Annotated in this window: 24 protein-coding genes; 17 read left to right on the top strand and 7 right to left on the bottom strand. The window is 63.9% G+C overall.

Annotated features, from left to right (window positions below; genetic code table 11):
• Positions 1-25: 25 nt before the first annotated feature.
• On the top strand, positions 26-622 hold the full coding sequence (locus tag RAE09_RS03260; protein ID WP_316980930.1) for a hypothetical protein: 597 nt from the start codon (positions 26-28) through the stop codon (positions 620-622).
• 91 nt (positions 623-713) lie between these two features.
• Here the strand turns inward: RAE09_RS03260 and RAE09_RS03255 are convergent, their stop codons facing one another.
• Complete coding sequence (locus tag RAE09_RS03255) at positions 714-2,264, bottom strand: catalase (protein ID WP_316980929.1); 1,551 nt, start codon at positions 2,262-2,264, stop codon at positions 714-716.
• Positions 2,265-2,370: 106 nt separating this feature from the next.
• On the opposite strand from RAE09_RS03255, the gene RAE09_RS03250 reads away from it, so the two are divergent.
• The 7 genes from RAE09_RS03250 (at position 2,371) to RAE09_RS03220 (ending at position 7,705) form a co-directional block, all read left to right on the top strand.
• Positions 2,371-2,913 (top strand): RNA polymerase sigma factor, encoded by a 543-nt coding sequence (locus tag RAE09_RS03250; protein ID WP_005323148.1) that lies wholly within the window; start codon positions 2,371-2,373, stop codon positions 2,911-2,913.
• 124 nt (positions 2,914-3,037) lie between these two features.
• Positions 3,038-4,222, top strand: coding sequence for an Nramp family divalent metal transporter (locus RAE09_RS03245; RefSeq protein ID WP_011272788.1), 1,185 nt, complete (start codon positions 3,038-3,040; stop codon positions 4,220-4,222).
• Positions 4,223-4,242: 20 nt separating this feature from the next.
• Positions 4,243-4,632, top strand: coding sequence for an NUDIX hydrolase (locus RAE09_RS03240; protein ID WP_005292595.1), 390 nt, complete (start codon positions 4,243-4,245; stop codon positions 4,630-4,632).
• Positions 4,633-4,694: 62 nt separating this feature from the next.
• A complete protein-coding gene (locus RAE09_RS03235) occupies positions 4,695-5,270 on the top strand; it encodes a TetR/AcrR family transcriptional regulator (protein WP_005292598.1) in 576 nt (191 codons plus the stop codon).
• A complete protein-coding gene (locus tag RAE09_RS03230; protein WP_005292602.1) occupies positions 5,267-5,629 on the top strand; it encodes a DoxX family protein in 363 nt (120 codons plus the stop codon). The genes RAE09_RS03235 and RAE09_RS03230 overlap by 4 nt, the downstream gene beginning before the upstream one ends.
• Before the next feature lie 88 nt (positions 5,630-5,717).
• Entirely contained in the window at positions 5,718-5,960 is a 243-nt protein-coding gene (locus RAE09_RS03225) for a ribbon-helix-helix domain-containing protein (RefSeq protein ID WP_005292604.1), read from the top strand.
• A gap of 344 nt (positions 5,961-6,304) precedes the next feature.
• Positions 6,305-7,705: a YkvI family membrane protein gene (locus RAE09_RS03220; RefSeq protein ID WP_316980928.1), complete on the top strand. Its 1,401-nt coding sequence runs from the start codon at positions 6,305-6,307 to the stop codon at positions 7,703-7,705.
• A 110-nt stretch (positions 7,706-7,815) separates the two neighbouring features.
• Here the strand turns inward: RAE09_RS03220 and RAE09_RS03215 are convergent, their stop codons facing one another.
• Both RAE09_RS03215 and RAE09_RS03210 read right to left on the bottom strand, forming a co-directional pair.
• Positions 7,816-8,847, bottom strand: coding sequence for an aspartate-semialdehyde dehydrogenase (locus RAE09_RS03215; RefSeq protein WP_284769173.1), 1,032 nt, complete (start codon positions 8,845-8,847; stop codon positions 7,816-7,818).
• 35 nt (positions 8,848-8,882) lie between these two features.
• Positions 8,883-10,148, bottom strand: coding sequence for an aspartate kinase (locus RAE09_RS03210; RefSeq protein ID WP_316980927.1), 1,266 nt, complete (start codon positions 10,146-10,148; stop codon positions 8,883-8,885).
• Between the two features lie 226 nt (positions 10,149-10,374).
• On the opposite strand from RAE09_RS03210, the gene RAE09_RS03205 reads away from it, so the two are divergent.
• Entirely contained in the window at positions 10,375-11,253 is an 879-nt protein-coding gene (locus RAE09_RS03205) for a DMT family transporter (RefSeq protein WP_316980926.1), read from the top strand.
• Here RAE09_RS03205 and RAE09_RS03200 read toward each other — a convergent pair.
• Positions 11,250-12,377, bottom strand: a complete 1,128-nt coding sequence (locus RAE09_RS03200; RefSeq protein WP_316980925.1) for a mannosyltransferase family protein — start codon at positions 12,375-12,377, stop codon at positions 11,250-11,252. The two genes, RAE09_RS03205 and RAE09_RS03200, sit on opposite strands and share 4 nt — an antisense overlap.
• Before the next feature lie 217 nt (positions 12,378-12,594).
• Between RAE09_RS03200 and leuA the strand changes: the two genes are divergently transcribed.
• The 8 genes from leuA (at position 12,595) to RAE09_RS03160 (ending at position 22,572) form a co-directional block, all read left to right on the top strand.
• The gene (gene leuA / locus RAE09_RS03195) at positions 12,595-14,412 is read left to right on the top strand and encodes a 2-isopropylmalate synthase (protein WP_316980924.1); all 1,818 of its coding nucleotides are present in this window, start codon (positions 12,595-12,597) and stop codon (positions 14,410-14,412) included.
• A gap of 57 nt (positions 14,413-14,469) precedes the next feature.
• Complete coding sequence (locus tag RAE09_RS03190) at positions 14,470-15,249, top strand: hypothetical protein (RefSeq protein WP_316980923.1); 780 nt, start codon at positions 14,470-14,472, stop codon at positions 15,247-15,249.
• Positions 15,250-15,359: 110 nt separating this feature from the next.
• Positions 15,360-16,079: a hypothetical protein gene (locus RAE09_RS03185; RefSeq protein WP_316980922.1), complete on the top strand. Its 720-nt coding sequence runs from the start codon at positions 15,360-15,362 to the stop codon at positions 16,077-16,079.
• Positions 16,080-16,111: 32 nt separating this feature from the next.
• The gene (locus tag RAE09_RS03180) at positions 16,112-17,800 is read left to right on the top strand and encodes a hypothetical protein (protein WP_316980921.1); all 1,689 of its coding nucleotides are present in this window, start codon (positions 16,112-16,114) and stop codon (positions 17,798-17,800) included.
• Positions 17,801-17,998: 198 nt separating this feature from the next.
• Positions 17,999-19,300 carry a DNA polymerase III subunit epsilon gene (locus RAE09_RS03175; RefSeq protein WP_394371986.1) on the top strand — a complete coding sequence of 434 codons (1,302 nt, stop codon included), beginning with the start codon at positions 17,999-18,001 and terminating at the stop codon, positions 19,298-19,300.
• Positions 19,301-19,327: 27 nt separating this feature from the next.
• Entirely contained in the window at positions 19,328-20,605 is a 1,278-nt protein-coding gene (locus tag RAE09_RS03170) for a Mur ligase family protein (protein WP_005323158.1), read from the top strand.
• Entirely contained in the window at positions 20,598-21,371 is a 774-nt protein-coding gene (locus tag RAE09_RS03165) for a type 1 glutamine amidotransferase (RefSeq protein WP_316980919.1), read from the top strand. The genes RAE09_RS03170 and RAE09_RS03165 overlap by 8 nt, the downstream gene beginning before the upstream one ends.
• A gap of 109 nt (positions 21,372-21,480) precedes the next feature.
• The gene (locus RAE09_RS03160; RefSeq protein WP_316980918.1) at positions 21,481-22,572 is read left to right on the top strand and encodes an HNH endonuclease signature motif containing protein; all 1,092 of its coding nucleotides are present in this window, start codon (positions 21,481-21,483) and stop codon (positions 22,570-22,572) included.
• A gap of 24 nt (positions 22,573-22,596) precedes the next feature.
• On the opposite strand, the gene recR is transcribed toward RAE09_RS03160, so the two are convergent.
• The 3 genes from recR to RAE09_RS03145 all read right to left on the bottom strand — a co-directional run bounded on the left by recR (position 22,597) and on the right by RAE09_RS03145 (position 26,132).
• Entirely contained in the window at positions 22,597-23,253 is a 657-nt protein-coding gene (recR, locus tag RAE09_RS03155) for a recombination mediator RecR (RefSeq protein WP_005323161.1), read from the bottom strand.
• Between the two features lie 72 nt (positions 23,254-23,325).
• Positions 23,326-23,694, bottom strand: a complete 369-nt coding sequence (locus RAE09_RS03150; protein ID WP_005327377.1) for a YbaB/EbfC family nucleoid-associated protein — start codon at positions 23,692-23,694, stop codon at positions 23,326-23,328.
• A gap of 62 nt (positions 23,695-23,756) precedes the next feature.
• Positions 23,757-26,132 (bottom strand): DNA polymerase III subunit gamma and tau, encoded by a 2,376-nt coding sequence (locus RAE09_RS03145; RefSeq protein WP_316980917.1) that lies wholly within the window; start codon positions 26,130-26,132, stop codon positions 23,757-23,759.
• Between the last annotated feature and the right edge of the window lie 10 nt (positions 26,133-26,142).

Genomic DNA, 26,142 nt, shown 5'->3' with positions numbered 1-26,142 from the left:
TGGCTGTTCCTCTACGATATATGGCATGTCCCACAATTATTCCCTAGCCCCTTCCCGCTACCTCGCCGCTGCGGTCATCGCACCGCTGTGTTTCAGCCTTGTTGCCTGCTCCAACGATGCCGATACTTCCGCAGAACCGGAGTTCTCCGACGCCACCGCCGCTAGCTCCTCGGCCGAAGAGACCTCGTCCGAAGAAACCACGAGCGAGCCCGCTACCTCGGAAGCCGCAGACACCGCCACCGAGACCGCGGCGGCCGAGCCCACTTCTGCGGAGGCAGCTCCCGCTGAGGACACCGCGGAATCCGGCAACGCAGAAAGCGAAGCCCCGGCCGCCGTACCCGCCGATACCGGCCGCGGCGATTGCTCCCCAGAAGCGCTGCAACCCGCAGCTCCCACCATGACCAACATCCGAGTCAATAACTGCGATGGCCAGTGGGCCCACTTTGGCAAAGACAGCACAGACTGGACTGCTTGGGCGCGCTACGAGGGCGGCCAGTGGGTAGCCATTGAATCCATTGGCGAGGCAACCTCCGGAATGGCCGCCCCGTGCTACGACGTGGATAAGTGGGCCGCCGAGGGCGCTCCCGCCTTTGTTACGGAAAAGATGCGCCGCTGCGACTAGCCGCACAGCAAGAAACCGCCCCCGTACCGAGCAGTAATGCAACTTGGTACGGGGGCGGCGCCGTTAGCGCACAAGCGCTGCCGGGAAAAGATTACTTCTTCTCGGCGTAGACCTCGCGCACGCGCTGGCCAAGGGCTGGGTGCACGTTGGTCCAGTATTCGTAGACGCGCTGCTCGGTCTCCTCGGATACACCAGCCATCGCGTTGGTGATATTGGTGACCAGGCGCTCCTTGGCGGCATCGTCATAGACGTTCTCGTACAGGTCGCGCGCCTGCACAAAGTCATCGTCCTCGGCGTGGCTAACATACGGTGCACGCACCAAGTCGCTGCCGTGGGACTCCGGATTGATGTAGAGCTCCGCCGCGGTGGTGGTCTCGAGCTGGGAGCGGTCGTTTACAGCGGCGTCGTCAAGCACGCCCGTACCCTTCTCATGGCGGTTGGGCGAGTAGACCGGATCCTCCGGAGCATTGAAGAGGAACTGCATGCTGCCCTCGTGCTCGTAGGTATTGACTTCGTCCACGTTCTGCGGCTGGTTAACCGGCAGCTGCTTGTAATTCGCGCCGATGCGGTAACGCTGCTGGTCAGCATAAGCAAAGGCGCGAGCCTGCAGCATCTTGTCTGGGGATAGGCCAACGCCCGGCACAATATTGGAAGGATCGAGCGCCACCTGCTCAATCTGGGCAAAGAAGTTGCGCGGGTTGCGGTTGAGCACAAAGTAGCCCACATCGTGCAGCGGGTAGTCCTTCTTGGACCAGACCTTGGTCAGGTCGAAGGGGTTGAAGCGGTAATTCTCCGCCTCATCCAGCGGCATGATCTGCACCTTGACGTCCCAGATCGGGTAGTTGCCCTCTTCGATGGCGTTGTAGAGATCCTCGCGGTGGCAATCCGGGTTCTGGCCGGCGGTGGTAGTGGCCTCCTCATCGGTGAAGTTCTCCACGCCCTGGCGGGACTTGAAGTGATACTTGACCCAGAAAGCCTCGCCTTCTTCATTGACCCACTGGAAGGTATGGGAGCCGTAGCCATTCTGGTGGCGGGTGGACTTCGGGGTGCCGCGGTCACCCATCAGATAGGTGACCTGGTGTGCAGACTCCGGGTTGCGGGTCCAGAAATCCCACTGCATATCGGCATCGCGCAGGCCATTGGTACCCAAGCGCTTCTGGGAGTGGATGAAGTCTGGGAACTTTTGACCATCGCGAACGAAGAAGACCGGGGTGTTATTGCCCACGATGTCGAGGTTGCCCTCCTCAGTGTAGAAACGCAGGGCAAAGCCGTGCACATCGCGCCAGGTATCCGGGGAGCCCTGCTCGCCGGCCACAGTGGAAAAACGGCCCATCATCGGGGTGACGGTGCCCTTCTGGAAGACCTTGGCCTTGGTGTAGGCAGACACATCTTCCGTGATGTGCAGCTCGCCAAAGGCGCCGTGGCCCTTAGCGTGCGGCGTGCGCTCCGGCACGCGCTCGCGGTTGAAGTGCGCGAGCTTTTCAATGAGGTGGATATCATTGAGCGCCACCGGGCCCTGCTGGCCGGCGGTCACCGAGGTGTTCTCGGACGGCACCGGCTGGCCCGAGGGGCGGGTGGTATTTCCCTTGCCAGCGGGGCGCTGGCCCTTGTTCAGGATGTCATCAGCGGTGAAATCAGTCATTTATGCCTCCTGGCAATTCGGGGTCAGTTGACTCCAGTGTGGCAAAACTTTGCACGGTTGTCAGGGCTCGCCAAAGAGAGTAAGGGGTGCTGGTAGATTCATTCAGGTGACTCACCACTCCGCAGCAGACGACGCCCGCGTCACCGACCTCGCCCTTCGGGCCGGTCGCGGCGACCGCGCGGCGCTGACGGAGTTTATCAAGGCCACCCAGGATGATGTGTGGCGCTTGCTGGCGCACCTGGGCGGGCCCGAGGGTGCTGACGATCTCACCCAGGAGACCTATCTGCGTGTCATCAGCGCCCTGCCGCGTTTCGCCGCCCGTTCCTCCGCGCGCACGTGGCTACTCTCCCTGGCCCGGCGCGTGTGGGTGGATAATATTCGCCACGATATGGCCCGGCCGCGAAAGTCTGCCACGGAGTACGAAGACGCGATGGGCGCGGCGCCGGAAGAATCCGCGGCGTGGAGCGAGTGGATCGACGCCCGTACGCTTATCGACGCCCTCCCTGCCGACCGCCGCGAAGCCCTCATTCTTACCCAGGTACTGGGCTATACCTATGAGGAGGCGGCCAAGATTGCCGGCGTGCGCGTGGGCACCATCCGCTCCCGTGTGGCGCGCGCCCGCAAAGATCTCATCGCGGGGACAGGATAATACCCCCAATTAGCCCCCTGCGATTGCGGAGTTAATTTCACTCCCAAATTGTTACGCTCTGGCTTGAACATATGGCGATGAAAACTAGACTTCAAGTAGTTGAACTTTTGGTATGGAGATGCCTATGCGTAAGACCTTAATCAGCCTCACCGGCCCCGCCTTCGTTGCTGCAGTGGCTTACGTCGACCCCGGCAACGTAGCCGCCAACATCAGCGCCGGCTCCCACTACGGCTACCTCCTGGTGTGGGTACTCGTCGTGGCCAACCTCATGGCCATGTTCATCCAGTACCACTCCGCCAAACTGGGCCTAGTCACCCACCGCTCCCTGCCGGAAATCATGGGCGAGCGTCTCTCCCGCCGCGCGCGCCTAGGCATGTGGGCCCAGGCCGAGCTCATCGCCGCGGCCACCGACCTCGCCGAAGTCATCGGCGGCGCCATTGCCCTGCAACTCCTCTTCAACCTCCCCCTGTTCGCGGGCGCGCTCATCATCGGCGCGGTCTCCATCATTCTCCTCATCTTCCAGAAGAAGAACCAGTGGTTCGAGGGGCTTGTCATCGGCCTGCTCCTGGTCATCTGCATCGGCTTCCTTGCCGGCCTCGCCATCGCCCCGCCCGACCCCGCCGACGTGGCCGGCGGCCTCATCCCCCGCCTAGAGGGCAAGGACAGCATCCTGCTGGCCGCCTCCATGTTGGGCGCCACCGTCATGCCGCACGCCATTTACCTACACTCCTCCCTGACCAAGCAGCGCTACCCCGACCTGGAAATCCCCCACGTGCTGGCCGGCACCCGCGCGGACATCGCCGTGGCGCTGTCCATCGCCGGGCTCGTCAACGTGGGCCTGCTGGTCCTGGCGGGCTCGGCCCTCTACGGCGTGGACGGCACAGAGACCATCTCCGGGGCCCACACGGCGATTGCCAGCCACCTCGGCCCGCTGGCCGGCGTTCTCTTCGCCATCGGCCTGCTGGCCAGCGGCCTCGCCTCGACGTCAGTGGGCGCCTACGCCGGCTCCGAAATCATGGACGGCCTGCTTCACATCAAGGTCCCCCTACTAGTCCGCCGCCTGGTCACGCTCATCCCGGCGCTGGTCATCATCGGCTGCGGGGTCGACCCCACTATGGCACTGGTGGTCAGCCAGGCACTTCTTTCCCTGGGCATCCCCTTCGCCATCATCCCGCTTTTCCGCTATGCCGGCTCCCGGGACGTCATGGGTGAGTTCGCCGCGAAACCCTGGTCTATGGCCGTGGGCTGGACGCTTGCCGCGCTGGTCATCGCACTCAATCTCGCCCTCGTGCTCCTGCCGCTGCTCTAGGCCGCCTACAATCAGCAGCCATGATTGAAGTAGCAGCCGTCGTCATCCGCAACCCACAAGGCCACGTGCTTACCGTGCGCAAGAAGTCCTCCACCAAGTACCAACTGCCCGGCGGCAAGCCCGAGGCGGGCGAGGCGCTTGTCGACGCCGCCCTGCGCGAAGTTGCCGAAGAAGTAGGCCTCACCCTCGACGCCGAGAGCCTCAACAAACTCGGCACCTTCGACGCTCCCGCCGCCAACGAACCGGGCGAGGTCGTCGTCGGCACCATCTTCACCTACACCCGCACCGTCACCGCCGACGAACCCCATGCCGCCGCCGAAATCGGCGACACCGCCTGGGTCAACCCAGCAGCCCCCGACCGCGAGCTTGCACACCTGCTGCGCGACCGCGTCTTCCCCACGCTGGCCTAGCGCCAACTGTCAACACTTCGGCGTCATTGACCTCGAAACCATCAAGAGCTACCCTTTTGAACATGTTCACTGAACACGTTCACTCATCGCGCTCGGCCGCCAAAGCTGGCACCGTCAGCAAGGTCCTAGCCACCGCCTACGAACTCTTCCTCACTCAGGGCTACGCCACCACCAGCATCCGGACTATCGCATCCGAAGCTGGCGTTAGCGTGGGAACCGTCATGGGAGTCGGCGACAAACAAACGCTGCTCATCCGCACCATTGGCCAACACATTTCAGAACTCCACGATGACATCCGGGGACAATCCGATAGCCTTCTCGATGTCCTGAGACCTTTCCTCCAGATGTTTACCGGCCACGAAGAGCTCTCCCGCGCCTTTGGCGCAGCACTCATCCAACAAGGCAATCAAGGCGAAGCGCTCACCGCACTCAAAACGCTCCTGACCGATGAAATCACCCTGCGACTCGGCACCAGGCTCAGCAGCGCCGATGCGGCCGAGTACGCCGACCTGCTGTACAACGTCTACCTCGGCTTACTCATCGGCTGGGCCGCCGGAATCTACGACACCGAGCACCTCACATCCCAAGCCGCCTCATCGATCGAACGCCTCAACACCGCATTCGGAGTAACCCAATGATCCTAGAATCTTCCCCAGCCTGGCCCTCCCTTCTACTAGCAGCCATTCTGCTTGGCGACGCCGCCCTCTCCCTCAAACCAGTCCCCTTCATCGAAGCCTGCCTCAGCGGCGTCAAACTCCCCAAGGACTGGTGGTGGGCGCTCATTGTCATCAAGTGCCTCGCCGCCGTAGGACTCATTGCCGGCCTCTGGTTCCCCGGCGTAGGAATCACAGCCATGATTGGAGTCATCGCCTATTTCTGCGCGGCCGCAGCAGCCCATGTCCGCGCCCACTTCCTCGGTAGCGCATTCTGGATCAACTGCTTAGGCATGCTCGCATTCTCCATCGGAGTACTGATCCTGACGCTCGCACTGAATTAAGACACCAGTCAACCTTTCACGGCTTCCTGAAGGCAGATACATCATTGCACCTCTTGAATGATGACTTGATGCTTTCTACCCTAAAGGTATGCGCACGACGATAAACCTCCCGCCGAAACTCCTTGAAGAAACGAAGGTCCAAGCCAAAGCCAACAATGTCACTTTGAGCTCATACGTCGAAGAGGCGGTCCGCGCTGCCCTCAAGAAGGAAGCCCGCATCAGTACCGAAGACACCCCCGTTAACCTGCCCTCCTTCGATTGCGGCGGACCGGCTCTAGTTGATCTCAGCAACAAAGAAGCTGTGTGGGCGGTACTCGATGATCATTCCTGATGTCAACATTCTCGTTTATGCCTTCCACTCCGCTGCACCGCAACATAAACCCGCTCAACAATGGCTAAGTAGTGCTCTAAATCGGCATGAAACAATTGGACTCCTGGATGTTGTGGCAACGGTTACCTTTCGCCCCACGGGTCCCAAAATTTGGCACTTAGCTGCACTTTGCGTACTACGGCCGGGGTGAACGAGACCACAGTTGTGGCGATTCTTGCCCGAAATACCTGTCCGATGTGTGGTTTATTAGATGTGAACACACGTGATAAATCGACCGTCGATCCGGGCCCGCGCGATACCAATGGCGGGCCCGGCGCGTGTGAGTAAGAGAGTTTCTCCCTTTCATGTTAAAACGCGCAATCGGAATTTCCATGGCGTTTATCGGCGTCGTCGTGGGCGCAGGCTTCGCCTCCGGCCAGGAGGCCATGCAGTACTTTGTGGCCTTTGGTAACTGGGGCCTGTGGGGTATCGCCCTAGCCGCTGGTTTGATGATGATCACCGGCATCTCCATCCTGCAGCTCGGCTCGTATTTCCAAGCCGAGGAGCACACCGCTGTCTACGACAAGGTCGCATCGCCATTTACCGCCAAGATTTTGGACTGGTCCACCCTGGTGACCTTGTTCGCCATCGGCTTCGTCATGTTTGCCGGCGGTGGTGCGAATATCAACCAGCAGTTCCCGTCCATCCCCGTGTGGGTGGGCGCCACCGCCATGCTGATTTTGGTGCTGCTCGTCGGCCTGATGGATGTCGACCGCGTAACCGCGGTCATCGGTACCATCACCCCATTCATCATCATCTTTGTGGTGATTGCCACCGGCTATACCATCTTGACTGCAGACGTTGATTTCTCTGCCATGAATGACTGGACGGTCAACAATGTTGATACCTCGCTGCCTAACTGGTGGCTAGCCGCACTGAACTACACCGGCCTGAACGTGATGACGGCAGTATCCATGTCCATCGTTATTGGCGGTAACTTCCTGGATAACCGTGCAGTCGGCATCGGTGGCCTCATTGGCGGCCTGCTCTACCTAATCCTGTTGGCCCTGCTGGTCTTTGCGCTCTTCTTCGAGGCCGAGACCGTCAACGGCCAGGATATGCCGGTGCTAAGCCTGATTACCAGCATCCACCCGGTACTCGGCGTACTGATGACCTTTGTCATTTATGGCATGGTCTTTAATACCGCCATCGGCATGTTCTACGCGCTGGGCAAGCGCTTGACCCGCAATAACCCCAAGCGCTTCTACCCGGTTTATGCCGGCGCCTGCATCATCGGCTTCATCTTGTCCTTCGTGGGCTTCCAGGCCTTGGTCAGCAACGTCTACCCGATCCTGGGCTACCTCGGACTGCTGATGATCGTGGTGATGGTCTTCAACCGCATCAAGAACGGCAGCAAGCTCTCAGATGAGTCCGACCGCCGCATGCGCGCACACGAGCTGGTGTCCCGCCGCCTGGACCCGCGCAAGCGCTTTACCAAGAAGAACGAGCGCGAGCTGCGCAAGCTGGCTGCAGCATCCAATATGGAAACCACCGAGTTTGTCACCAATATCGCAGAAGAGATCCACGAGGAGCTCGAAAATGATGAGGATATTGAGTACGACCGCGAAGATCCGGAGCCGTCCGTGACCTACGTGCAGCACACCAAGCCGGAGGTTCCGTCGTCCACTAGCGACCTCGACTTTGGCAAGAAGGGTACTGGTGCCGACTCCGGCACTGGCACCGCCAAGCCGGTTTCTGAGGACTAGCTCCCTCGTCCACGGCTAATAAACCAAAAGCTCGGCGCCCTCCTTCCCTTGCTATGGGGAAAGGAGGGCGCCGAGCTTTGTAGTGCAACAGGTGGCGAAGCGGCGCTTGTTTAAACGAGCAGCTCTGCAATCTGGATGGTGTTGAGAGCAGCGCCCTTGCGCAGGTTATCGCCGGCCACGACGAGTACCAGGCCCTTGTTATCGTCCACCGTTTGGTCCTGGCGGATGCGGCCGACCAAGGACTCGTCGATGCCGGTGGCGGCGAGCGGAGTGGGGACGTCGGCAAGCGTAACGCCCGGAGCGCCACCCAAAAGCTCGGTGGCCTGCTCTGGGGTGATGGGCTTATCGAACTCGGCGTGAATGGTCAGGGTGTGGCCGGTGAAGACCGGGATGCGCACGCAGGTGCCCGCTACCTTCAGCTCCGGAATATCCAGGATCTTGCGGGATTCGTTGCGCAGCTTTTGTTCCTCATCGGTTTCCAGGGAGCCGTCATCGACGAGGTTGCCGGCCATCGGCAGGGCGTTATAGGCGATAGGTGCCACGTACGGGCCAAAGTCTTCGTCATTAAGCGCGGAACCATCGTGAACCAAGCCCACATTGTGCTCGCCAACGGAATAGACCTGTGCGGCCAGCGCCTGCACGCCAGCCAGACCGGAGCCGGACACCGCCTGGTAGGAGGACACGTGGAGCTTATTCAGGCCAGCGGCATCGTGGAGGACCTTCAGCACCGGCATGGCCGCCATGGTGGTGCAGTTCGGGTTTGCGATGATGCCCTTCGGGGTGTTCTTGGCTGCCTCGGGGTTGACCTCGGAAACGATGAGGGGAACCTCTGGGTCCTTGCGATAAGCCGAGGAATTATCCACCACGGTCGCGCCGGCCGCGGCGAATACCGGGGCCCACTGCTTAGAGGTGGAGCCGCCGGCGGAGAACAAGGCAATATCGACGTCGGCAACGGATTGCTCGGTGACCTCAGCGAGGTCTTCTACGGTAATCTGCTCGCCGCGAAATTCCAGCTCGGTGCCCGCGGAGCGAGACGAGGCGAAAAAGCGCACCTTATCCGCCGGGAAATTGCGTTCTTCCAAGATGGAGCGCATAACGCGGCCGACCTGGCCGGTAGCGCCTACGACTGCAACAGTGGTCATGACTTAAAAATCCTCTGTAGTTGCTTTTTGGGTATTTAACGTCCGGTTCCAGCATAAACCGTGGCTTCTTCTTCGCCACCGAGCTGGAACTTATCGTGCAGCGCACGAGCGGCCTTGTCTAGGTCAGCCTCGCGGGTGAGCACGGAGATGCGGATTTCGGAGGTGGAGATGAGCTCCATATTGACGTCGACGTCGCGCAGGGCCTCGGTGAACTCGGCGGTCACGCCTGGGTGGGACTTCATGCCGGCGCCAACGAGGGAGACCTTGCCCACCTGGTCGTCGTAAAGCACATTGGCCCAGCCGCCCTCGGACTTCAGCTCGGTCAACAGCTCCATGGCGCGTGGGCCGTCGGCACGCGGGCAGGTGAAGGTGATATCGGTGGTGCCATCCTCCAGGGAGGAGACGTTTTGCAAGACCATGTCGATATTGATCTCTGCATCGGCAATGACGCGGAAGACCTTCGCGGCCTCCCCCGGGCGGTCCGGGATGCCCAGGACAGTGACCTTTGCCTCGGACTTATCGGTTGCTACACCAGTGAGTACTGCTTCTTCCACAGGAATATCCTCCATCGATCCGGTCACTAGGGTGCCGGGGTCATTTGAATAAGACGAGCGAACTCGCAACGGTACATTGAACGCGCGGGCGTACTCCACGCTGCGCAGAACCAAAATCTTGGAACCTACCGCGGCCATCTCCAGCATCTCCTCAAAGGAGAGCTTGTCTAGCTTCTGCGCGTCCGGGACGATGCGCGGGTCTGCGGTATACACGCCATCGACATCGGAGTAAATCTCGCACACGTCCGCATTCAGCGCGGCCGCTAGCGCCACCGCGGTGGTATCGGAACCGCCGCGGCCCAGCGTGGTGACATCGCGCGATTCCTTATTAACTCCCTGGAATCCGGCGACGATGCAGATCTTGCCCTCATCCAGCGCTTCAGTCAGGCGGCCCGGAGTGACATCCACGATGCGGGCATTGCCGTGGCGCTCGGTGGTAAGCACGCCGGCCTGGGAGCCGGTAAAAGACTGGGCATGGGCACCCAAGGATTCCACGGCCATGGCCACCAGCGCATTGGAGATGCGCTCGCCCGCGGTCAGCAGCATGTCCATTTCGCGCCGTGGTGGCACGGGGTTGACCTGGGCGGCAAGGTCGAGCAGCTCATCGGTGGTATCGCCCATGGCGGAGCACACCACGACGACGTCGTTGCCCTGCTTCTTGGTGGCCACGATGCGCTCCGCAACGGCGCGAATGCGGTCTGCGGATTCGAGGGATGAACCGCCATATTTTTGCACGATCAGGGCCACGGTAAGGATGCCGCCTTTCGTCTTTCAAGGCACCCCTGGCGCGCGTCTGCACACCGCCAGAAATACCTGTCGGTCACTAGTCAAATACCCATGCTACCCCGCAGGGGTCTAGTCCTCATCATAATTCCTAGACAATGCTTGCTTTTTATTCACACGCCCCGAGCATAAAGCGCGCCATGCGCCGGCCGCCCCCATAGAGGAAAACGCGCGCCCCGCAGCGGAGAATATGCATATAACAGGAATCTTTACTACCGTTGAGCGGGTGTTAAGCAACCTCCTCGCCATCTTTTTCGCGCTCGCATCCGCGCTGACGGTTGCTTGGGGCACGGTCATCCGCCACCGCATCGCCCTCGACGCCGATGATTCGGTCATGCGCGCCGCCATGTCTAACCCCTTGTGGTGGGTGGGCACCGCGGCCGCAATTGGCGCCTACGGCCTGCAGGTTATCGCGCTCGGCTTCGGTACCTTGCTGGTGGTCCAGCCCATCTTGGTGCTGTCCTTGATGTTTACCCTGCCGCTATCGGCGTGGTACTCCGGCCGCAAGATGCCCTTCCACGAAGTTTTCTGGTCCATTGCGCTGACCATCGCGGTGGGCATCATGGTCATCTACGGCCGGCCGGTTGCCGGCAATCCCCGCCCCGAATGGAGCGACTGGTGGCCGGCGCTCCTTGTGGGGTTGGCCACCCTCGCAATCCTCGGCGCTTCGGCCGCAAAGCTACCAGATCAGCGCCCCTTAGCATTGGGCACGGCCTGCGGCGTTATCTATGGCTTCGTCGCCCTGCTCTCGAAGGCTGTGGTGGATATTTTCACCCACGAAGGCCTCACCACACTATTAGCCAGCTGGCAGTTCTACGGCCTCATCGGCCTCGCGCTCACCGGCACGGTGGTCCAGCAATATTCCTTCAACGCCGGCCCCCTGGCCCATTCCCTGCCGGCCATGACCATCTTTGAACCCATCGTGGCCTTCGGCTTGGGATACATGGTTCTGGGAGAGAAATTCCTCATCGATACGGCCGTCGGTTGGGCAATTATGCTCATCGCCCTGACCGTCATGGTGCTGTCCACCATCGTGCTCTCCCGCAGCCCGGTGAGCCAGCGCGGCTAAATGGCCCACTCAAATACGCCGAGCATATAGGCCGAAAACCACGCGCCAAACAGGGCCCAGGCAATAACCGCCACGCTTGCCGACGCCCCCTTTTTCACCCACGGCAACAACACGATCACCGCCGGCAGGAGCAGCCGGGGCCGCGAGTGCATGATGCCATCAGAAAGCAACACGTTGGCCATGAGAACGGCGGAAAATAGCCAGGCCGCCAGCGGCAGGCGGCGCCACGCTAGCACCAGGCATACCGGAGCAGCGATCATTACGCCGGCGCTGAGCAGGTAGCCGCCATTGGTGGCCCCGGTGAGTGTCTCCCACAGCCAAATGGCCGTGGCTTTGCCGCCATCGAAGCCGGAATTCCAATGTTCCTTCTGAATGCCAAAGTAGCCGCCGACATCTTTCAAGTGGCTGCTCGACCACCACAAATAGCCCACCAGCGGCACGACCGAAAACGCCACCGCGGCCCAGGCTCGCCAGTCCTTTCGGGCCCGCAGCAGCACCATAAGCCCAAAGACCGCAACGAGGTCCACCGCGGTAAGGCGCACGAGCCCGGCCACAAAGATATACGCCGCGGCGGCCCACCAGCGCTCGCCCACCAGCGCCACCACCGCCCAGATAGCCAGTGCCCCGAAAAGCGCCTCGGTATACGGCATAGAAAACACGATGGACATCGGCGCGCTAGTTACCACTACGGCGCTGAGTACCTGGGCCCACTTCCCCATGCCCATCTGCGCGGCCAGGGTCATCACCCCGGCGGCCAGCGCGATGCTAAAGAGCACGTTGAGCGCGATGGCAGTGCCGGCCTCGCCGGTTCCCAGGATGCCGCTCACCGCACGCACCAGGAAGGGAAAGCCCGGGAAGAAGGCCATGGTCGTCTCATGGACCGGCCCATCCGTTGAGATATCCGCGCCGAAGTACCCGCCGCGGGCGATTTCTACGTAGTGCTTGGCGTCCCACTTATTAAGCAGGCCCCAGAGCTTATCGTCCTGCACGGCGGCCACGGCCGCGAGCACGCCCACGCGCAGTGCGGCGCCGATGAGCGCAACGAGCGCGGCAGGCGCCCACAAGGAGCGCAGTAAGGACGGTGAGGTGGGTGCGGCATGGCGGGCTGTAGACACGAAAGGCATAGTACCGTACCGCCGCCGTGTCTCATTGAATGAAATCTCTTGTCACATAGTGAGAGAGCCTGTAGTGTGACCGATATGACACAGCGGATTGACCTACTCCTTATCTGCCGCGGCGGGATTTCGGCCTAAGCACTGGCCAGCGCCCCGTCGCGGAGTCCGGCTGCCCAAGCCCAGCTGGCCGTCTCCCCATAGACACCACAGACAAGGAAACCGCACCATGTCCCCCACTGACTCTTTTATCAGCGCCCCTCGCGATATCACCACCCCCAACGGCCCACGCCGCGAGGGACAGCCCGCGTGGAATAAGCAGCGCGGCTCCGCCATGCCCCACGAGCGCTACCAGCCCTTCGCCGTCGAGGCGGAAGACATCGACCTGCCGGACCGCACGTGGCCCAGCAAGAAAATCACGCACGCCCCACAGTGGTGCGCGGTGGATCTGCGCGATGGCAACCAAGCGCTCATTGATCCCATGAGCCCAGAGCGCAAGCACCGCATGTTCGACCTGCTGGTCAAGATGGGCTACAAGGAAATCGAGGTCGGCTTCCCGTCCGCCTCCCAAACGGATTTCAGCTTCGTCCGCGAAATCATCGAGGGCAATAGGATTCCCGATGACGTCACCATCCAGGTCCTAGTCCAGGCCCGCGAGCACCTGATCCGCCGCACCTTTGAGGCCTGCGAGGGCGCCAAGAACGTCATCGTGCACTTTTATAACTCCACCTCGAAGCTGCAGCGCCGAGTGGTCTTCCGCAAGGACAAGCCCGCCATCAAGAAGCTGGCTACCGACGCCGCCGCACTCATCAAATCCATCGCCGCGGACTACCCAGACACCACGTGGCGCTGGGAGTACTCCCCCGAATCTTTTACCGGCACCGAGCTGGACTTCGCCCGCGAGGTTTGCGATGAGGTAGTAGAGATCATGGACCCCTCCCCGGATAATCCGATGATCATCAACCTGCCCTCCACCGTGGAGATGATTTCACCCAATGTCTACGCCGATTCCATCGAGTGGATGCACCGCAACCTGGCCCGCCGCGAGGACATCTTGCTCTCGCTGCACCCGCACAATGACCGCGGCGAGGGAATCGCCGCTGCCGAGCTGGGCTTCATGGCCGGCGCGGACCGCATCGAGGGCTGCCTGTTTGGCAACGGCGAGCGCACCGGCAACGTCGATCTCATCACCCTGGGCCTGAACATGCTCACCCAGGGCGTGGACCCACAGATTGACTTCTCCGATCTGCTGCAGATCCGCGAGACCGTCGAATACTGCAACCAGCTGCGCGTGCCGGAGCGCCACCCCTATGGCGGCGAGTTGGTCTTTACCGCCTTTTCCGGTTCCCACCAGGACGCCATCAACAAGGGCTTGGATGCGCTGGCGGCCACCATCCGCCCCGGCGCGAACAATACCGAGGTCTCGTGGGAAGAACTGCGCGAGGCCATCTGGGAGGTTCCCTACCTGCCCATCGATCCGAAGGACGTGGGCCGCGACTACCAGGCGGTCATCCGCGTCAACTCCCAGTCCGGCAAGGGCGGCGTTGCCTACATCATGAAGACCGACCACGGCATCAATATGCCGCGCGCCATGCAAGCGGAGTTTTCCACCGTGGTGCAGGAAATCACTGACTCCGAGGGCGGCGAGGTCAATTCCAAGAATATGTGGGATATCTTCGCCACCGAATTCCTGGACCGCGAGACCCCGCTGGCCGTGGAGGCCTTCCACATGGACAACTCCCCGACCACCGACGGTGACGTCGCCGTGACCGCCACGGTGGCCTTCCGAGGAGAAAAGTCCACCGTCTCCGGCACCGGCAATGGCCCCATCGCGGCGTATGCCAACGCGCTGGAATCCCTGGGTATCGACTTCGAGGTCATGGAATACTCCCAGCAGTCCCGCTCCGCTGGCGACGACGCCGAGGCCGCCTGCTATATCGCTGCCGACGTCAACCAGAGCAAGGTGTGGGGTGCCGGCATCGCCGGATCCACCACGCGGGCTTCCATTAACGCGATTAACTCCGCCGTCAATCGCGCCTTGGCCTAAGCCTGCTCGCCGGCACTGCACACCAGTGCCGGACCTCGGCGTGGTAGAAGGGTGGGTATGCCTTCTTCTACCTACCTCATTCCGCACCGCGGCCTGGGCGCCGTGCAGGCCCTGCCCGTCTATGGTGCGCAGACGAAGGAAAACCAGGAGTTCACCGTCACCTTGGCACCCCGCCAGGACGGTGGTCTGGAGGTGCGCACCGACTCCCCCATCGGGCACATCACCAGCGCAGACCGCGCCGAGTACCCCGAGATAGATCTGCTCTTTCGCGCCGGGCTCACCCCTGCAGCCACGGCCGCGCGGCAGCCCGATGGATCCCTGTCCTTGCTATTGCCCCGGCCGGGCCTCTGCCTGCCGGCCAATAACCCGCCGGCCGGACCGTGGACGATGCTGGGCTATGCCCCGCCCATCAATATCACCGACCTGCCCGCGGATTTGGATATTCCCGCCCACGCGCGCATGCACGTGTTGGTGACGCTTTCGCCCAGCACCACCGGATCCGGCGCCGATGCTTATTTGGGCCCGCAGTGGGTGGGGCGGCTGGATGGGGTGGACGTCGCCAAGCAGGGCACAACCCTGGCCCATGCCTACCATGCGCCGCGCAGCACCGGCCGCGTGCTCAGCATCTATGCGGGTGCGCCGCTGCCGGATTCAAAGGAAGCCTCGCTTGCCGACGCCACCCCTACCTCCCCCGCCGCCACCGAAACCTTCGAAACCACGAGCTTCCGCGCCGTGAACGTCAATGACGCCGCACCGCGCCGCCGGCAGTGGTGGCCCACCCTCATTGCCCTACTGGTAATTGCAGCGCTTATCGCCGTACTTATTTTTATTCTCTAGAAACTTTTCGGCAGGATAACACCCCTTTCTCGTCGGGTTGGGAAATTGGAAATCGCCCCTAGAGACGCTTAGAATGCAAATTAACTATTGTTTTGCATGGAAAGGCCCCAATGACTTCGCTGGATTCCGCCACCTACGTGGTCCCTGACCACGGTTTTGGCGTGATCCATAAGCTGCCTATTGCGGATGTGTCGCCGGAGATTTTCAGCGACTTGCTCGAGTCCACCGCCGCGGAAAACGGTTACCTTTCCGCGGAGCTCGGCCCCCGCACCGCCGAGGAAGGCTTCGCGGTTCGGATCGGTGACTCCCTTGTGGGCCACCTCAGCGCCGCCGATTCCCAGGCCTATGCCCTCTTTGACTGGATTCTCAGCGCCGGCCTGCACCCGCGCGCCACCGCCCATGTGAGCATGACGGATGCCGCTGGGGAAGAATGGCCCACGCTCAACCTGCTGCTGCCGGCGCCGCACCTGTGCATTCCCGCCAATAACCCGCCGGCGCAGCGCTGGACCATGCTGCCCGGCGAGACCACCGCCACGATGACGGATTTTTCCAAGGCCGTCACCGCCTTTCCGCAAACCGACGAGCACTACCTCGTTTCTTTGCGCACCCGCGGTTTCCTGCGCCGCAATACCGTCGACGTCTATATCAATAGCACCTTCTTGGGCTCCCTTCCCCGGGAGGCCGCCCGCGAGATCGCCCCTGCCGTGCTCGACTGCACCAAGACCGGCCGCCTCGCCATTGCCCACGGTTACTTCCACTACAACGCCGATGACCGCCCCGCGCCACCGTCTACGCACACAACGCCGCCAATAGGCACCACGCCGGCCTAATTTTGGGTGTCGTCGCCGGTGGCACCGCCGTCATGTCCGCCGCTACCGCAGCCCGCGCTCAGGCCGCATCCACTGTGCCCGGCGGCCCCGCTGCCGGTGCCTCTACCGCCGGCACCTCCGCAACCGGCGGTTTCAGCGTCGCCTCTGCCGCCGGCGCATCCGGTGCCGTGACCTCGAACCTGCTGGCCGCAGCCGGCGTCGCCGTGCTCGTTGGTGGCGGTGCCACCGTGGCCACCAACCTGCTGAGCGACGACGAAGCCCTTTCGGACACCAACGCGCATTCCACCGCGCCCGCTCCGGAAGACAACCATTCCTCCCTCGATTCTTCCCACTTCGACGGCAATGGTCCCAAGCGCCCCGCGCACCCCGCCACGCCGCGCATCCACGACGCCGGCCCCACCAGCGGTACCTCGGCTCAGCCCCCGCTTGCCGACGCCCCCTCTTCTCCAGCACCGCACCACCACACCTCCCCTTCGCAGACCACGAAAAAGACCAGCGCGACGCACTCTCCTCACGCTGACCGTGCCCAGACCCACGCCCCTGCCTCCGACAACCGACGTGGCCACCACAGCGAACCCCGCGACAGCCACCACGGCGACAATTCCCACGCGATTTCTCGCGCCGCCTCCGCCGCCGCTGCTGCCGCCAGTGCCGCAGCCGACAACGTCGACTCAGCCCGAACCTCAGCCCCGGCACCGGTACCGGCAACGCCTCAAACCACGTCTGCCTCGACGCCATCCTCCAGCTCTGAACCCGCACCCCAGGTAGCGGCCAAGGCGCCGACCGCAACTTCCTCGTCCTCCCAGTCTGCAGAGCCTTCCCAGACCACGGAGTCCACGAAGAGCACGACATCTGCAGAGCCGTCCTCTAAGGCATCCTCGCCTGCCGAACCGTCCGATCTGCCGACCTCAAGCACGTCTACCTCGGAAAAGACAACTTCCGAGAAAACGACGGCTGAAACCACCACCGCAGCCTCGACGGAAAAGCAGACCGCAGAGCCTTCCCAGACCACCGAGTCCACGAAGAGCACGACATCTGCAGAGCCGTCCTCTAAGGCATCCTCGCCTGCCGAACCGTCCGATCTGCCGACCTCAAGCACGTCTACCTCGGAAAAGACAACTTCCAAGAAAACGACAGCTGAAACTACCACCGCAGCCTCGACGGAAAAGCAGACCGCAGAGCCTTCCAGCTCCGCCACCAGTTCTGCCACGAGCGAGCCAACGTCTGAGCCGACCCAGGCTGCAGACTCGTCTACGTCTACCTCTACCTCTGCGTCCTCTACGTCCACTTCGGCACAGCCCGAGCCCGAATCTTCAGAGCCTGCGTCCTCGGATTCAAAGCCCTCGGAGTCGACCGCACCTACCACGACGTCTCCGTTGCTGACCTCGGAGTCCGAGCCTGAGCCTAAGCCGGTGCCGGTTACCACCGCGCCAAGCACCACTATCGCAGGTTCCGAGCTCGAGCCGACGCCAGAGCCGGAGACTACTGCTCCTACGACGACGATCCCTGGCTCAGAAATCGACCCCACCCCCGAACCAGAGATCACTGTAGAGCTCGAACCGGAGGTGCCGCTGGTACCGTCCGAGCCGGAAGAGCCGGAAGAACCGGAGAAACCGGCAGAGCCAGCAGAGCCCGCAGAGCCGGAAGCACCGGGGCGCCCTGAGGAGTCCGAGGAGCCAACGACCCCGCCGAAGGTCATTGTCATCGACTTGGAAAAATAAGCAGCGCGCCCTGTCCCCCTGCGCGAAATGCAGGATACTACACTGAGTTTAATGAACAACACACCTGGCCCCTCCCCGCAGCACACGCCGGCGCCGGCCCCAGCGCCGTCGCCCGCGACCGTGGCTTCGCGCCACGCGGCCAGGTCCACAGCGCCCAAACCGGGCGCAGAACAGCGACGCGCTAGGCCGCGCCGCGCGGTGCGGCCGTCCGGTGAACCAGACGCCGCAAAACCCAAGCCAAAACCGAAGCCGAAGCCGCACCCACCTGCCCGTCACGAGCGGCCTGCCACGCCGGAAGCGGCTAACAAGAAGCCGCAGCAGCCGCAGCAGGCCGACTCATCCACCGATGCGGCCGACTACCCCTACGTGGCGCTGACCCTACAGACCACCGGCATCCATCCCAGCACCGGGCGCATCGTGACTATCGACGCCGTTGCTTTCAACGACGCCGGCGAACAAGGCCAGCTCTTCCACGCCGTCCTCAAGCCCGATATCGACGCCGGGCCGCGCCACCTCCACGGGCTGAGCACCACCGATATTGAGCAGGCACCGGCTTTTGGCAAGATCCTTAAATCGCTGGACAAGCTTATCGACGGCCGCACGCTCATCGTCCACGATCTCCCCTATACCTGGGGCTTTCTCGTCGCCGAGGCCCGCCGCGCCATGATGGCCGCCGCGCGCCAAAACCGTGCGCGCAACCGCGGCCGCAATAAGGGCCGCCGGCGCCGCCAAAAGGTCGGGCACGTCCCCACGCCGGTTCGCATTATCGATACCTTGGCCACCTCCTATGCGCAGCAGGTGCGGGCAAATGATGTGCGGCTGGGGGGCGTCGCCAAGCAGAGCGGCCTAGACGCCACGCCGCAGGCTTCGGTGGAGCGCGCCGCCCGCCCCGAGCCGGAGACTTCGCGCGAGGACACCGAGCTGCTCATCGCGCTCTACCGCAAGCAAGAAGGCGGCACGGTGCGCAGCTATGCACCGGAGGACGTGCGCGCCGATCGCTTCGGCCTGCAACGCTCCCACGTGCGTGTCGACGCCGCCGAGGCCCCCGTCCAGCACCACAACCCCGGCAAGTACGAGCCGGGCAAGGAGCTGCGCCGCGGCATGGAAATCGTCGTCGCACCGGAAATCCTCGAGGACCCGGACACCATCATCGCCGCGCTCATGCGCGAGGAGCTCAATTATTCGGAAAAGCTTACCCGTGAGTCCTCGCTGGTGGTCTGCAATGTCACCACGGATCTGGTGGGAAAGCCCATGCATGCCCATCGCAAGGGCATCCCGCTTATGTCGGACGCCGCGTTTCTTGACGCCCTCACGCGCATCGAAGACGCCGAGCCCGAACCCGAATCCGCTAAGCCTGCGCCGCGCGCCCAACGCTCGCCGCAGCACAACAAAAAGGGCGGCGGGAAGAACAACAAGCGGCGCCGGCGCCGCGGCGGCCGCGGTGGTCGCGGCAGAGGCCGACGAAATTCTGGCGGCTCGGCGGCGAAAAAGAACGACTAAGCCGCCCGCCCGACTACCCTAGGGGACATGAGTTTTAGAGTCCCGGGTGCGCTGAAGAAGTTGCGCACCACCACCGCCACTACCGCCGCGAAGCTGGCCACCACCGCTTCCCGCGCCACCGGCCGTGGCGCCGGCGGAATGATCGGTGGTCTAATCGCCAATGCCATTGACCCTTCCATCATGACCAACCTGGGCGGTGGGCGCCCGGCCGTGCTAGTTACCGGCACCAACGGCAAGTCCACCACCACCCGCATGTTGGCCGCCGCGGTCCGCGCCGAGCACACCGTAGCCACCAACGACGGCGGCGACAACATGGACGCCGGCATCATCTCCGCGCTCATGGCCGGCAAAGACGCCTCGCACCTAGTCCTCGAGGTAGACGAGCTCCACGTGCCCCACGTGGCCGATAACCTCAACCCGCAGGCGCTGGTTCTGCTCAACCTCACCCGCGACCAGCTGGACCGCGTGGGCGAAATCAACAAGATTGAGCGCGCCCTGCGCGGCGCCGTGGAGGCTCACCCGGACATGCTCGTCATCGCCAATTGCGACGACGTGCTCATGACCTCCGTGGCCTATGACGCCAAGAATGTCATTTGGGTCTCGGCCGGCGCCGGCTGGCTCGGCGATTCCGTCACCTGCCCGCGCACCGGCGGGCACGTCGTGCGCACCGAGGATGACTGGTACGCCGTTAAGCCGCTTGCCGACGGCCGCGAGTTCCGCCGGCCGCAGCCTACCTGGGGCGTCGATAAGCATGGCATCATCACCCCGACCGCCAAGCGCCCGCTGAACCTGGCGCTGCCCGGCCGCGCGAACCGGGGCAACGCCGCCCAAGCCATCGCCGCGGCCGTGCAGGGCTTCGGTGTGGACCTCGATAAGGCCATTGCGGCCGCCGAGGGCATCGACGACGTCGCCGGCCGCTACTCCACCATCCACTGGAAGGGCCGCGAAATTCGCCTGCTGCTGGCCAAGAACCCGGCCGGCTGGCAAGAAGCCCTGTCCATGGTGGACCGCAGCGCCGATGGCCTGGTCATCGCCACCAACGGCCAGGTGGCCGATGGCATCGACATGTCCTGGCTGTGGGACGTGAAATTCGAAGGCTTCAATGGCTTAAGCGTCAAGGCCGCCGGCGAGCGCGGCACCGACCTGGCCGTGCGCCTGGTCTACGCCGATATTTCCCACGAGCTCATCCCGGACCCGATGGACGCGCTCGCCGCCTGCCCGGAGGGCCGCATCGAGGTCCTCGCCAACTACACCGCCTTCCGCGATTTGAAGAAGGCGCTTTCCAAGGAGGCCACCAATGCTTAATATCGGCCTAGTGCTTCCCGACGTCCTCGGCACCTATGGCGACGACGGCAACGCCCTCGTCCTGCGCCAGCGCGCCCGCATGCGCGGCTTCGAGGCGGAGATTCACCCCATCCGCTTGGACGAACCCGTGCCCGAGACACTGGATATCTACACCCTCGGCGGCGGCGAAGATACCGCGCAGATCCTGGCCGCGGACCACCTCATTTCCGATGGCGGCCTTACCCGCGCCGCTAACGCCGGCCGCCCGATTTTTGCCATTTGCGCCGGCCTGCAGGTCCTGGGCGAATCCTTCCGCGCCTCCGGCCGCATCGTCGACGGCGTCGGGCTGCTCGATGCCACCACGGCCGGCATGCAGGACCGCGCCATCGGCGAGGTAGCCTCCGAGCCCACCCGCGCCGGTGTCACCGCTGACCTCACCGAGCCGCTGACCGGTTTTGAAAACCACCTAGGCGCCACCATCCTCGGCCCCTCCGCGCAGCCGCTCGGCACGCTCACCCGCGGCAATGGCAATGCCGACCAGGCCGCCACCGCCGATCTGAGCGACGGCTCCGCCCAGCGCACCTACGAAGGCGCCGTCCAAGACAGCGTCATCGCCACCTATATGCACGGCCCGGCGCTGGCCCGAAACCCGCAGCTGGCGGATCTCCTCCTCGCCCAGGCCATGGGCGTGGCCCTCGCGGACCTCGAGCCGATTGAGATCCCGGCCGTCGACCGCCTGCGCGTCGAACGTTTCAACGCCTCCGAGCCCCCGCGCTCCCAAAGATAGGCCCACACCTGTGGATAACTTCGCCCGGCGGCCCCACAACCCCCAAGTTATCCACAGGCTCGGCCTCTTCCCCTTGTAGCGGCTTGCCCCCACCCATAGGCTGCGGGGCATGACGCTATTGGAGCAGCTGGGCGACATCGCAAAGCGCGGCGTGGACCTTCTCGAAGAGGCCCACGCCGCCTCCAGCCTGCCCCTGCCCGCGGACCAAGCGCGCACCGTGCGCCGCACCGCCGCGGCCTTCCTCTCACCCACCAGCCACTCGCGCTACCAATCCCGCGCCCTGGCCGCCGCGCGCCGCAACCAGCACAGCCTGGAGACCCTCGCGCTCATCGCCCGCCGCTCGCGCGGCATTTCTGACCCCACCAAACGCTGGCAATTTCGCGAGAAGCTATGCGCCACCGCCGGCACCACCGCGCAAGTCTCGCGCGCGGCCACTCGGCTGCTGCGCGAAATCAACCCGCCGCCCGAGCGCGAAGACGGCGGCCGCCGCATCATGCACGGCGAGAAAACCACCCTGAGTTTCACCGGCCCCGCCGCGCAGATGGCCGATATCTGGGCCGCCGCCAAATCCGACCCGCTGGCCTGGCTCACCGGTTCCCGCGCCGCCGCGCCCGCGACCGTGACCACCAATGTCATCATCGAGCTGCCGGATTACCTGAAAATCCTGGCCGGCGACGGCGACGACATCCGCCTCGCCATGACCAACGGCGCGACTATCACCGGCGCCGAACTCGTCCGCCGCACCCTAGCCGGCGCCGGCCTTTTCACGCTCATCCACCCCGAGCGCGGCCCCGTCAACCTCTACCGCACCCGGCAGGCCTCCGCGAAGCAGCGCCGCATGCTCGAGGCCGAAGGCGCCCGCTGCGCCTGGCCCGCTTGCCGACGCCCCGCCTCCGAATGCCAAGCCCACCACCTCTTCGAATACTCCCGCGGCGGCCTCACCCACCCTGAAAACATGACGCTGCTCTGCCCGTATCACAACTCCATTAACGGCCTGCCGGGCCGCGGACGCATGGCCCGCGTCAACGGCCGAATCGCCTGGCTTCCGCCCGCCAGCCGGCACAACGCTTCGCCAAGCAGCATGCATAGCGGCCACAGCGGTTTACACAGCAGCGCAGATAACGGGACGGCAAGCAAAGCACACGGGCCGCCAGTGTTCACCGGCCGCGGGCGAACCGGGCCCACGGCCGCCGTGCCTTAGTCCGCGCTCGCGCGCTCACCCGCGCTAAATGGTCAGGCGGCCAGAAAGCGCGCGGGACAAGGTGAGCTCGTCCACGAACTCCAGATCGCCTCCGAGCGGCATGCCGGAGGCCAATCTGGTGATCTTCAAATCAGGGAAGTCGCGCAGCAACCGCACCAGGTATGCGGCGGTGGCCTCGCCCTCCGTATTGGGGTCGGTGGCGAGGATGACTTCGTGGATGGTGGGGGTGGCGTCGTAAAGCGGGGCTTCAGGGGTGGAATCCGCCAGCTCGCGATCCGGCAGCACGCCACCCAGGCGCTGTAGCAGCGTGGAAATATTCAAATCGCGCGGGCCCACATTCGCCAGTGGATCTAGCGCGCCACCCAAGACGTGGTAGCGGCCCTCATACTCGCCGGTGCGCTCGATGACCTGGATATCCTTCGGCTCTTCCACCACGCAAATGGTCGAGGCGTCGCGCTGCGAGTTAATGCAGATGCGGCAGACATCCTCGCGGGAAATATTGCAGCAGATGCGGCAGAAAGTCACGCCATCGCGCACCGCACCCAATGCGTTCTGCAGCCGCTCGATGTCCTCAGGCTCCATGTGCAAAACGTGAAACGCGATGCGCTGCGCCGACTTCGGGCCGATGCCCGGCAGGCGCGAAAACTCGTCGATGAGGTCTTGCAGAGGTCCTTCAAACATCAATTACTCCCAAAATCAGCAAAAGGCCGCGGCCCCAACTCGGGGCAACGGCCTTTTATCGTATCGCGCGGGCTACTGGTTGCCGCCGAAGACATCCTCAAAAGACGGGCCGCCCTGGCCACCCATGCCCTGGGACAGCGGGCCAATCTTCTCCTGTGCCAGGCGGCCGGCCGCAGCGTGGGCCTCCTTGAACGCGCCCATGACCAGATCCTGCAGGGTATCAACGTCCTCTGGGTCCACGACGGACTTATCGATCTGCAGGTCCACGAGCTCGGCGCCGCCGGTCATGGTCACTTTAACCAGGCCGTTGCCTGCCTGGCCCTCGACGTTGGTGGCGAGGATTTCTTCCTGCGCCTTCTGCAGGTCCGCCTGCACCTGCGCGGCCTGCGCGATGAGGTCGTTCATGTCATTTGCCTGCTGCATTGGGTCTTGGTCAGCCATGTCGTTTCCTTTCTAATTCAACTGTAAATTTCGCTACCGCCCGAGTGTACCGTGCTTGCCGGTTAGGCACGCCGTGCGCCCAGCTCGCGCTCCAGCAGCTCCATAGCTACCTCGGTAGCGCTGCGATGATCCATCTCGCCGGTAGACTGCGCAGCCTCCATCATGTCCCGCTCTTCGTCGTCGCGGGTATAGGCCGGGGGCTCCTCGGGCGGAGCGCCAAAGTCCGGCTCAGGCTCGGGCGGAAGCGGCACGCCATTGCTGAACTGCGATTCATCGCGTTGCTTGGCCGCCTGCGTCGCCCGTGCGATGCGCGAGCGCCACCCGGGCGCGCTTTCCGGCTTACTCTCCGCCTCCTGGTCGTCGGCCGGCTCGCGCGCCGGCTGATTCGGCGTCCACGCTTCCTTGCGCTGTGGCGGCCGCGGGGCATCGAAACCGGCGGTCTTCGGGTCGGTGCCCACCACGCAGTTCACGGCCACATCGCGCTGGAACTCCTCCTTGAGCACCTCCACTATGACGGCGTTGTTCGCGGGCGCATTGATGCGCTCGGCCAGCGCACCGGTGGTGTGTCCCAGCGTCAGGGTGCCATCGCGGAAGCCAAGCACGTGGGCTTCGGCCAGCATGATTTCGGCCACCTTATTCCGCTTTCCGACGCTCCCCCTCAACGCCACCCATTTCTCCCTCACGGCCTCTGCGAAGTCACCCGCCGGCTCCTCCGCCGCCTGCGATTGCGCGGCAGGTTCCGGCGCAGTTTCCGTGGCGGATTGCTCCGCGCGGGCCGGCACAGGCTTCTCCAGTGGCTCGCGACGCTCCTGCTGGGCCGGTGCCGGCTGCGGCGTTTGCTGCGCGGGCGCTTCTGCTTGCGGGATTTGCCGCTCACGCTGCCACGGGTCCCCAGCCTCTTGCTGCTGTTCCTGCTTTGCCGGCTGTTTTGCCACAGCCGCTTCGTCCCGTTGCGGTTGCGGCTCTTGGTCCTGAGGCTTCTGCGTGCGTTGCGGCTCTGCGGCCTCCGGCTGCTCAGGTTGCGCCTTCGGCTGCGCGTCCGGCAGCGATTCCGGTTGGGACGGGGCCTGCGGCTGCGGCTGCGGCTGAGCGGCCGGTGCAGAGGTTAGAGCAGAAGACGGGGCAGAAGCCTGCTGCTCCTGGGACTTGGCGCGGCGGCGAGCGATGATGGCAGCAGCGGCGGACTGGGGGTCTTGGGCACCGGCGACGGCAGAGTTGGCCGCGGGAGCACCGCCCGGGGTCGCAGGGCCAGCCGGCGCGGGCGAGACCGCGGCAGCATTGGCAGCAGGGGCGGGGGCGGGAGCGGAAACCGCTGCAGGTGCAGGCGCGGCAGCAGCCGGACCGGTGGACCCGATAAGCAGGTGCGCGCACATAATTTCCAGCAGCAGGCGCGGCGAGGTCGCGCCTGTGAGGTCACTGATGCGGTCGTTGACCGTGGAGGCCAGGTAGGTCAGCTGCGGGCCGGAAAAGCGCTGCGCCTGGGCGGTGAGCACGGAAGCGCGGTCGGTGGGCGCGGAGACGAGGCCAGCATCGATGGCGCCGGGCACGGCCTGCAGGATCATCAAATCGCGCAAACGGTCGAGCAAATCGACGGCGAAGCGGCGCGGGTCGTGGCCGGCCTCGATGACGTGGTCGACCATCGCGAAGAGGCCGGGTTTGTCCTGGTTGGCGAGGGTTTCGATGGCGTCGTCAAGCAGCGAGACATCGGTGACGCCCAACAGCGGCCGGGCAAGGTCGTAGGTCAGGCCATCGGGCCCGGCACCGGCCAGCAGCTGGTCCAGCAAGGACAAAGTATCGCGCGGGGAACCGCCGCCCGCCTCAATGACCATGGGGTACACGGCGTCCTCGACCTGCACGCCCTCGGACTCGACGGTGCGCTGCAGCAGGCCCTTCATGGCCGGCGGGGTCAGCAGCCGGAAGGGATAGTGGTGGGTACGCGAGCGAATGGTGCCGATGATTTTCTCCGGCTCCGTGGTCGCGAAGATGAAAATGACGTGCTCGGGCGGCTCCTCCACCACCTTGAGCAGCGCGTTCGCACCGGAGGGCGAAATCATATGCGCCTCGTCAATAATGAAGATGCGGTAGCGCGATTCGGCCGGCGCGTAGTAGGCGCGGTCGCGCAGCTCGCGCATGTCCTCCACGCCGTTGTGCGAGGCAGCGTCGAGCTCCGTCACGTCCAGGTTGCCAGGGCCGCCGGGGGCGAGGGAGACGCAGGAATCGCACTTGCCACACGGCGTCGAGGTCGGCCCGTGCTCGCAGTTGAGCGAGCGGGCCATAATCCGCGCCGAGGAGGTCTTGCCGCAGCCGCGCGGGCCGGAAAAGAGGTAGGCGTGGTTGATGCGCCCTGCATCAAGGGCGGCGGATAGCGGCGTGGTGACCTGCTCTTGGCCCACGACCTCCGCGAACGTTGCTGGACGATATTTCCGGTATAAAGCCACGGTTAGCCAG

It is taken from the genome of Corynebacterium tuberculostearicum, from assembly GCF_032821615.1.
In the GTDB taxonomy this organism is placed as follows: Bacteria; Actinomycetota; Actinomycetes; order Mycobacteriales; family Mycobacteriaceae; genus Corynebacterium; species Corynebacterium tuberculostearicum_H.
The sequence above is the reverse complement of the archived record's forward strand: the minus strand, read 5'-3'. Positions and strand labels throughout refer to the sequence as shown.

What these genes read in the sequence shown, in the direction of transcription:
- RAE09_RS03260 (WP_316980930.1), top strand. Translation starts at nt 26, where the DNA reads ATGTCCCACAATTATTCCCTAGCCCCTTCCCGCTACCTCGCCGCTGCG.
- RAE09_RS03255 (WP_316980929.1), bottom strand. Translation starts at nt 2,264, where the DNA reads ATGACTGATTTCACCGCTGATGACATCCTGAACAAGGGCCAGCGCCCC.
- RAE09_RS03245 (WP_011272788.1), top strand. Translation starts at nt 3,038, where the DNA reads ATGCGTAAGACCTTAATCAGCCTCACCGGCCCCGCCTTCGTTGCTGCA.
- RAE09_RS03240 (WP_005292595.1), top strand. Translation starts at nt 4,243, where the DNA reads ATGATTGAAGTAGCAGCCGTCGTCATCCGCAACCCACAAGGCCACGTG.
- RAE09_RS03235 (WP_005292598.1), top strand. Translation starts at nt 4,695, where the DNA reads ATGTTCACTGAACACGTTCACTCATCGCGCTCGGCCGCCAAAGCTGGC.
- RAE09_RS03230 (WP_005292602.1), top strand. Translation starts at nt 5,267, where the DNA reads ATGATCCTAGAATCTTCCCCAGCCTGGCCCTCCCTTCTACTAGCAGCC.
- RAE09_RS03225 (WP_005292604.1), top strand. Translation starts at nt 5,718, where the DNA reads ATGCGCACGACGATAAACCTCCCGCCGAAACTCCTTGAAGAAACGAAG.
- RAE09_RS03220 (WP_316980928.1), top strand. Translation starts at nt 6,305, where the DNA reads ATGTTAAAACGCGCAATCGGAATTTCCATGGCGTTTATCGGCGTCGTC.
- RAE09_RS03215 (WP_284769173.1), bottom strand. Translation starts at nt 8,847, where the DNA reads ATGACCACTGTTGCAGTCGTAGGCGCTACCGGCCAGGTCGGCCGCGTT.
- RAE09_RS03205 (WP_316980926.1), top strand. Translation starts at nt 10,375, where the DNA reads ATGCATATAACAGGAATCTTTACTACCGTTGAGCGGGTGTTAAGCAAC.
- RAE09_RS03200 (WP_316980925.1), bottom strand. Translation starts at nt 12,377, where the DNA reads ATGCCTTTCGTGTCTACAGCCCGCCATGCCGCACCCACCTCACCGTCC.
- leuA (WP_316980924.1), top strand. Translation starts at nt 12,595, where the DNA reads ATGTCCCCCACTGACTCTTTTATCAGCGCCCCTCGCGATATCACCACC.
- RAE09_RS03190 (WP_316980923.1), top strand. Translation starts at nt 14,470, where the DNA reads ATGCCTTCTTCTACCTACCTCATTCCGCACCGCGGCCTGGGCGCCGTG.
- RAE09_RS03185 (WP_316980922.1), top strand. Translation starts at nt 15,360, where the DNA reads ATGACTTCGCTGGATTCCGCCACCTACGTGGTCCCTGACCACGGTTTT.
- RAE09_RS03180 (WP_316980921.1), top strand. Translation starts at nt 16,112, where the DNA reads ATGTCCGCCGCTACCGCAGCCCGCGCTCAGGCCGCATCCACTGTGCCC.
- RAE09_RS03170 (WP_005323158.1), top strand. Translation starts at nt 19,328, where the DNA reads ATGAGTTTTAGAGTCCCGGGTGCGCTGAAGAAGTTGCGCACCACCACC.
- RAE09_RS03165 (WP_316980919.1), top strand. Translation starts at nt 20,598, where the DNA reads ATGCTTAATATCGGCCTAGTGCTTCCCGACGTCCTCGGCACCTATGGC.
- RAE09_RS03160 (WP_316980918.1), top strand. Translation starts at nt 21,481, where the DNA reads ATGACGCTATTGGAGCAGCTGGGCGACATCGCAAAGCGCGGCGTGGAC.
- recR (WP_005323161.1), bottom strand. Translation starts at nt 23,253, where the DNA reads ATGTTTGAAGGACCTCTGCAAGACCTCATCGACGAGTTTTCGCGCCTG.
- RAE09_RS03150 (WP_005327377.1), bottom strand. Translation starts at nt 23,694, where the DNA reads ATGGCTGACCAAGACCCAATGCAGCAGGCAAATGACATGAACGACCTC.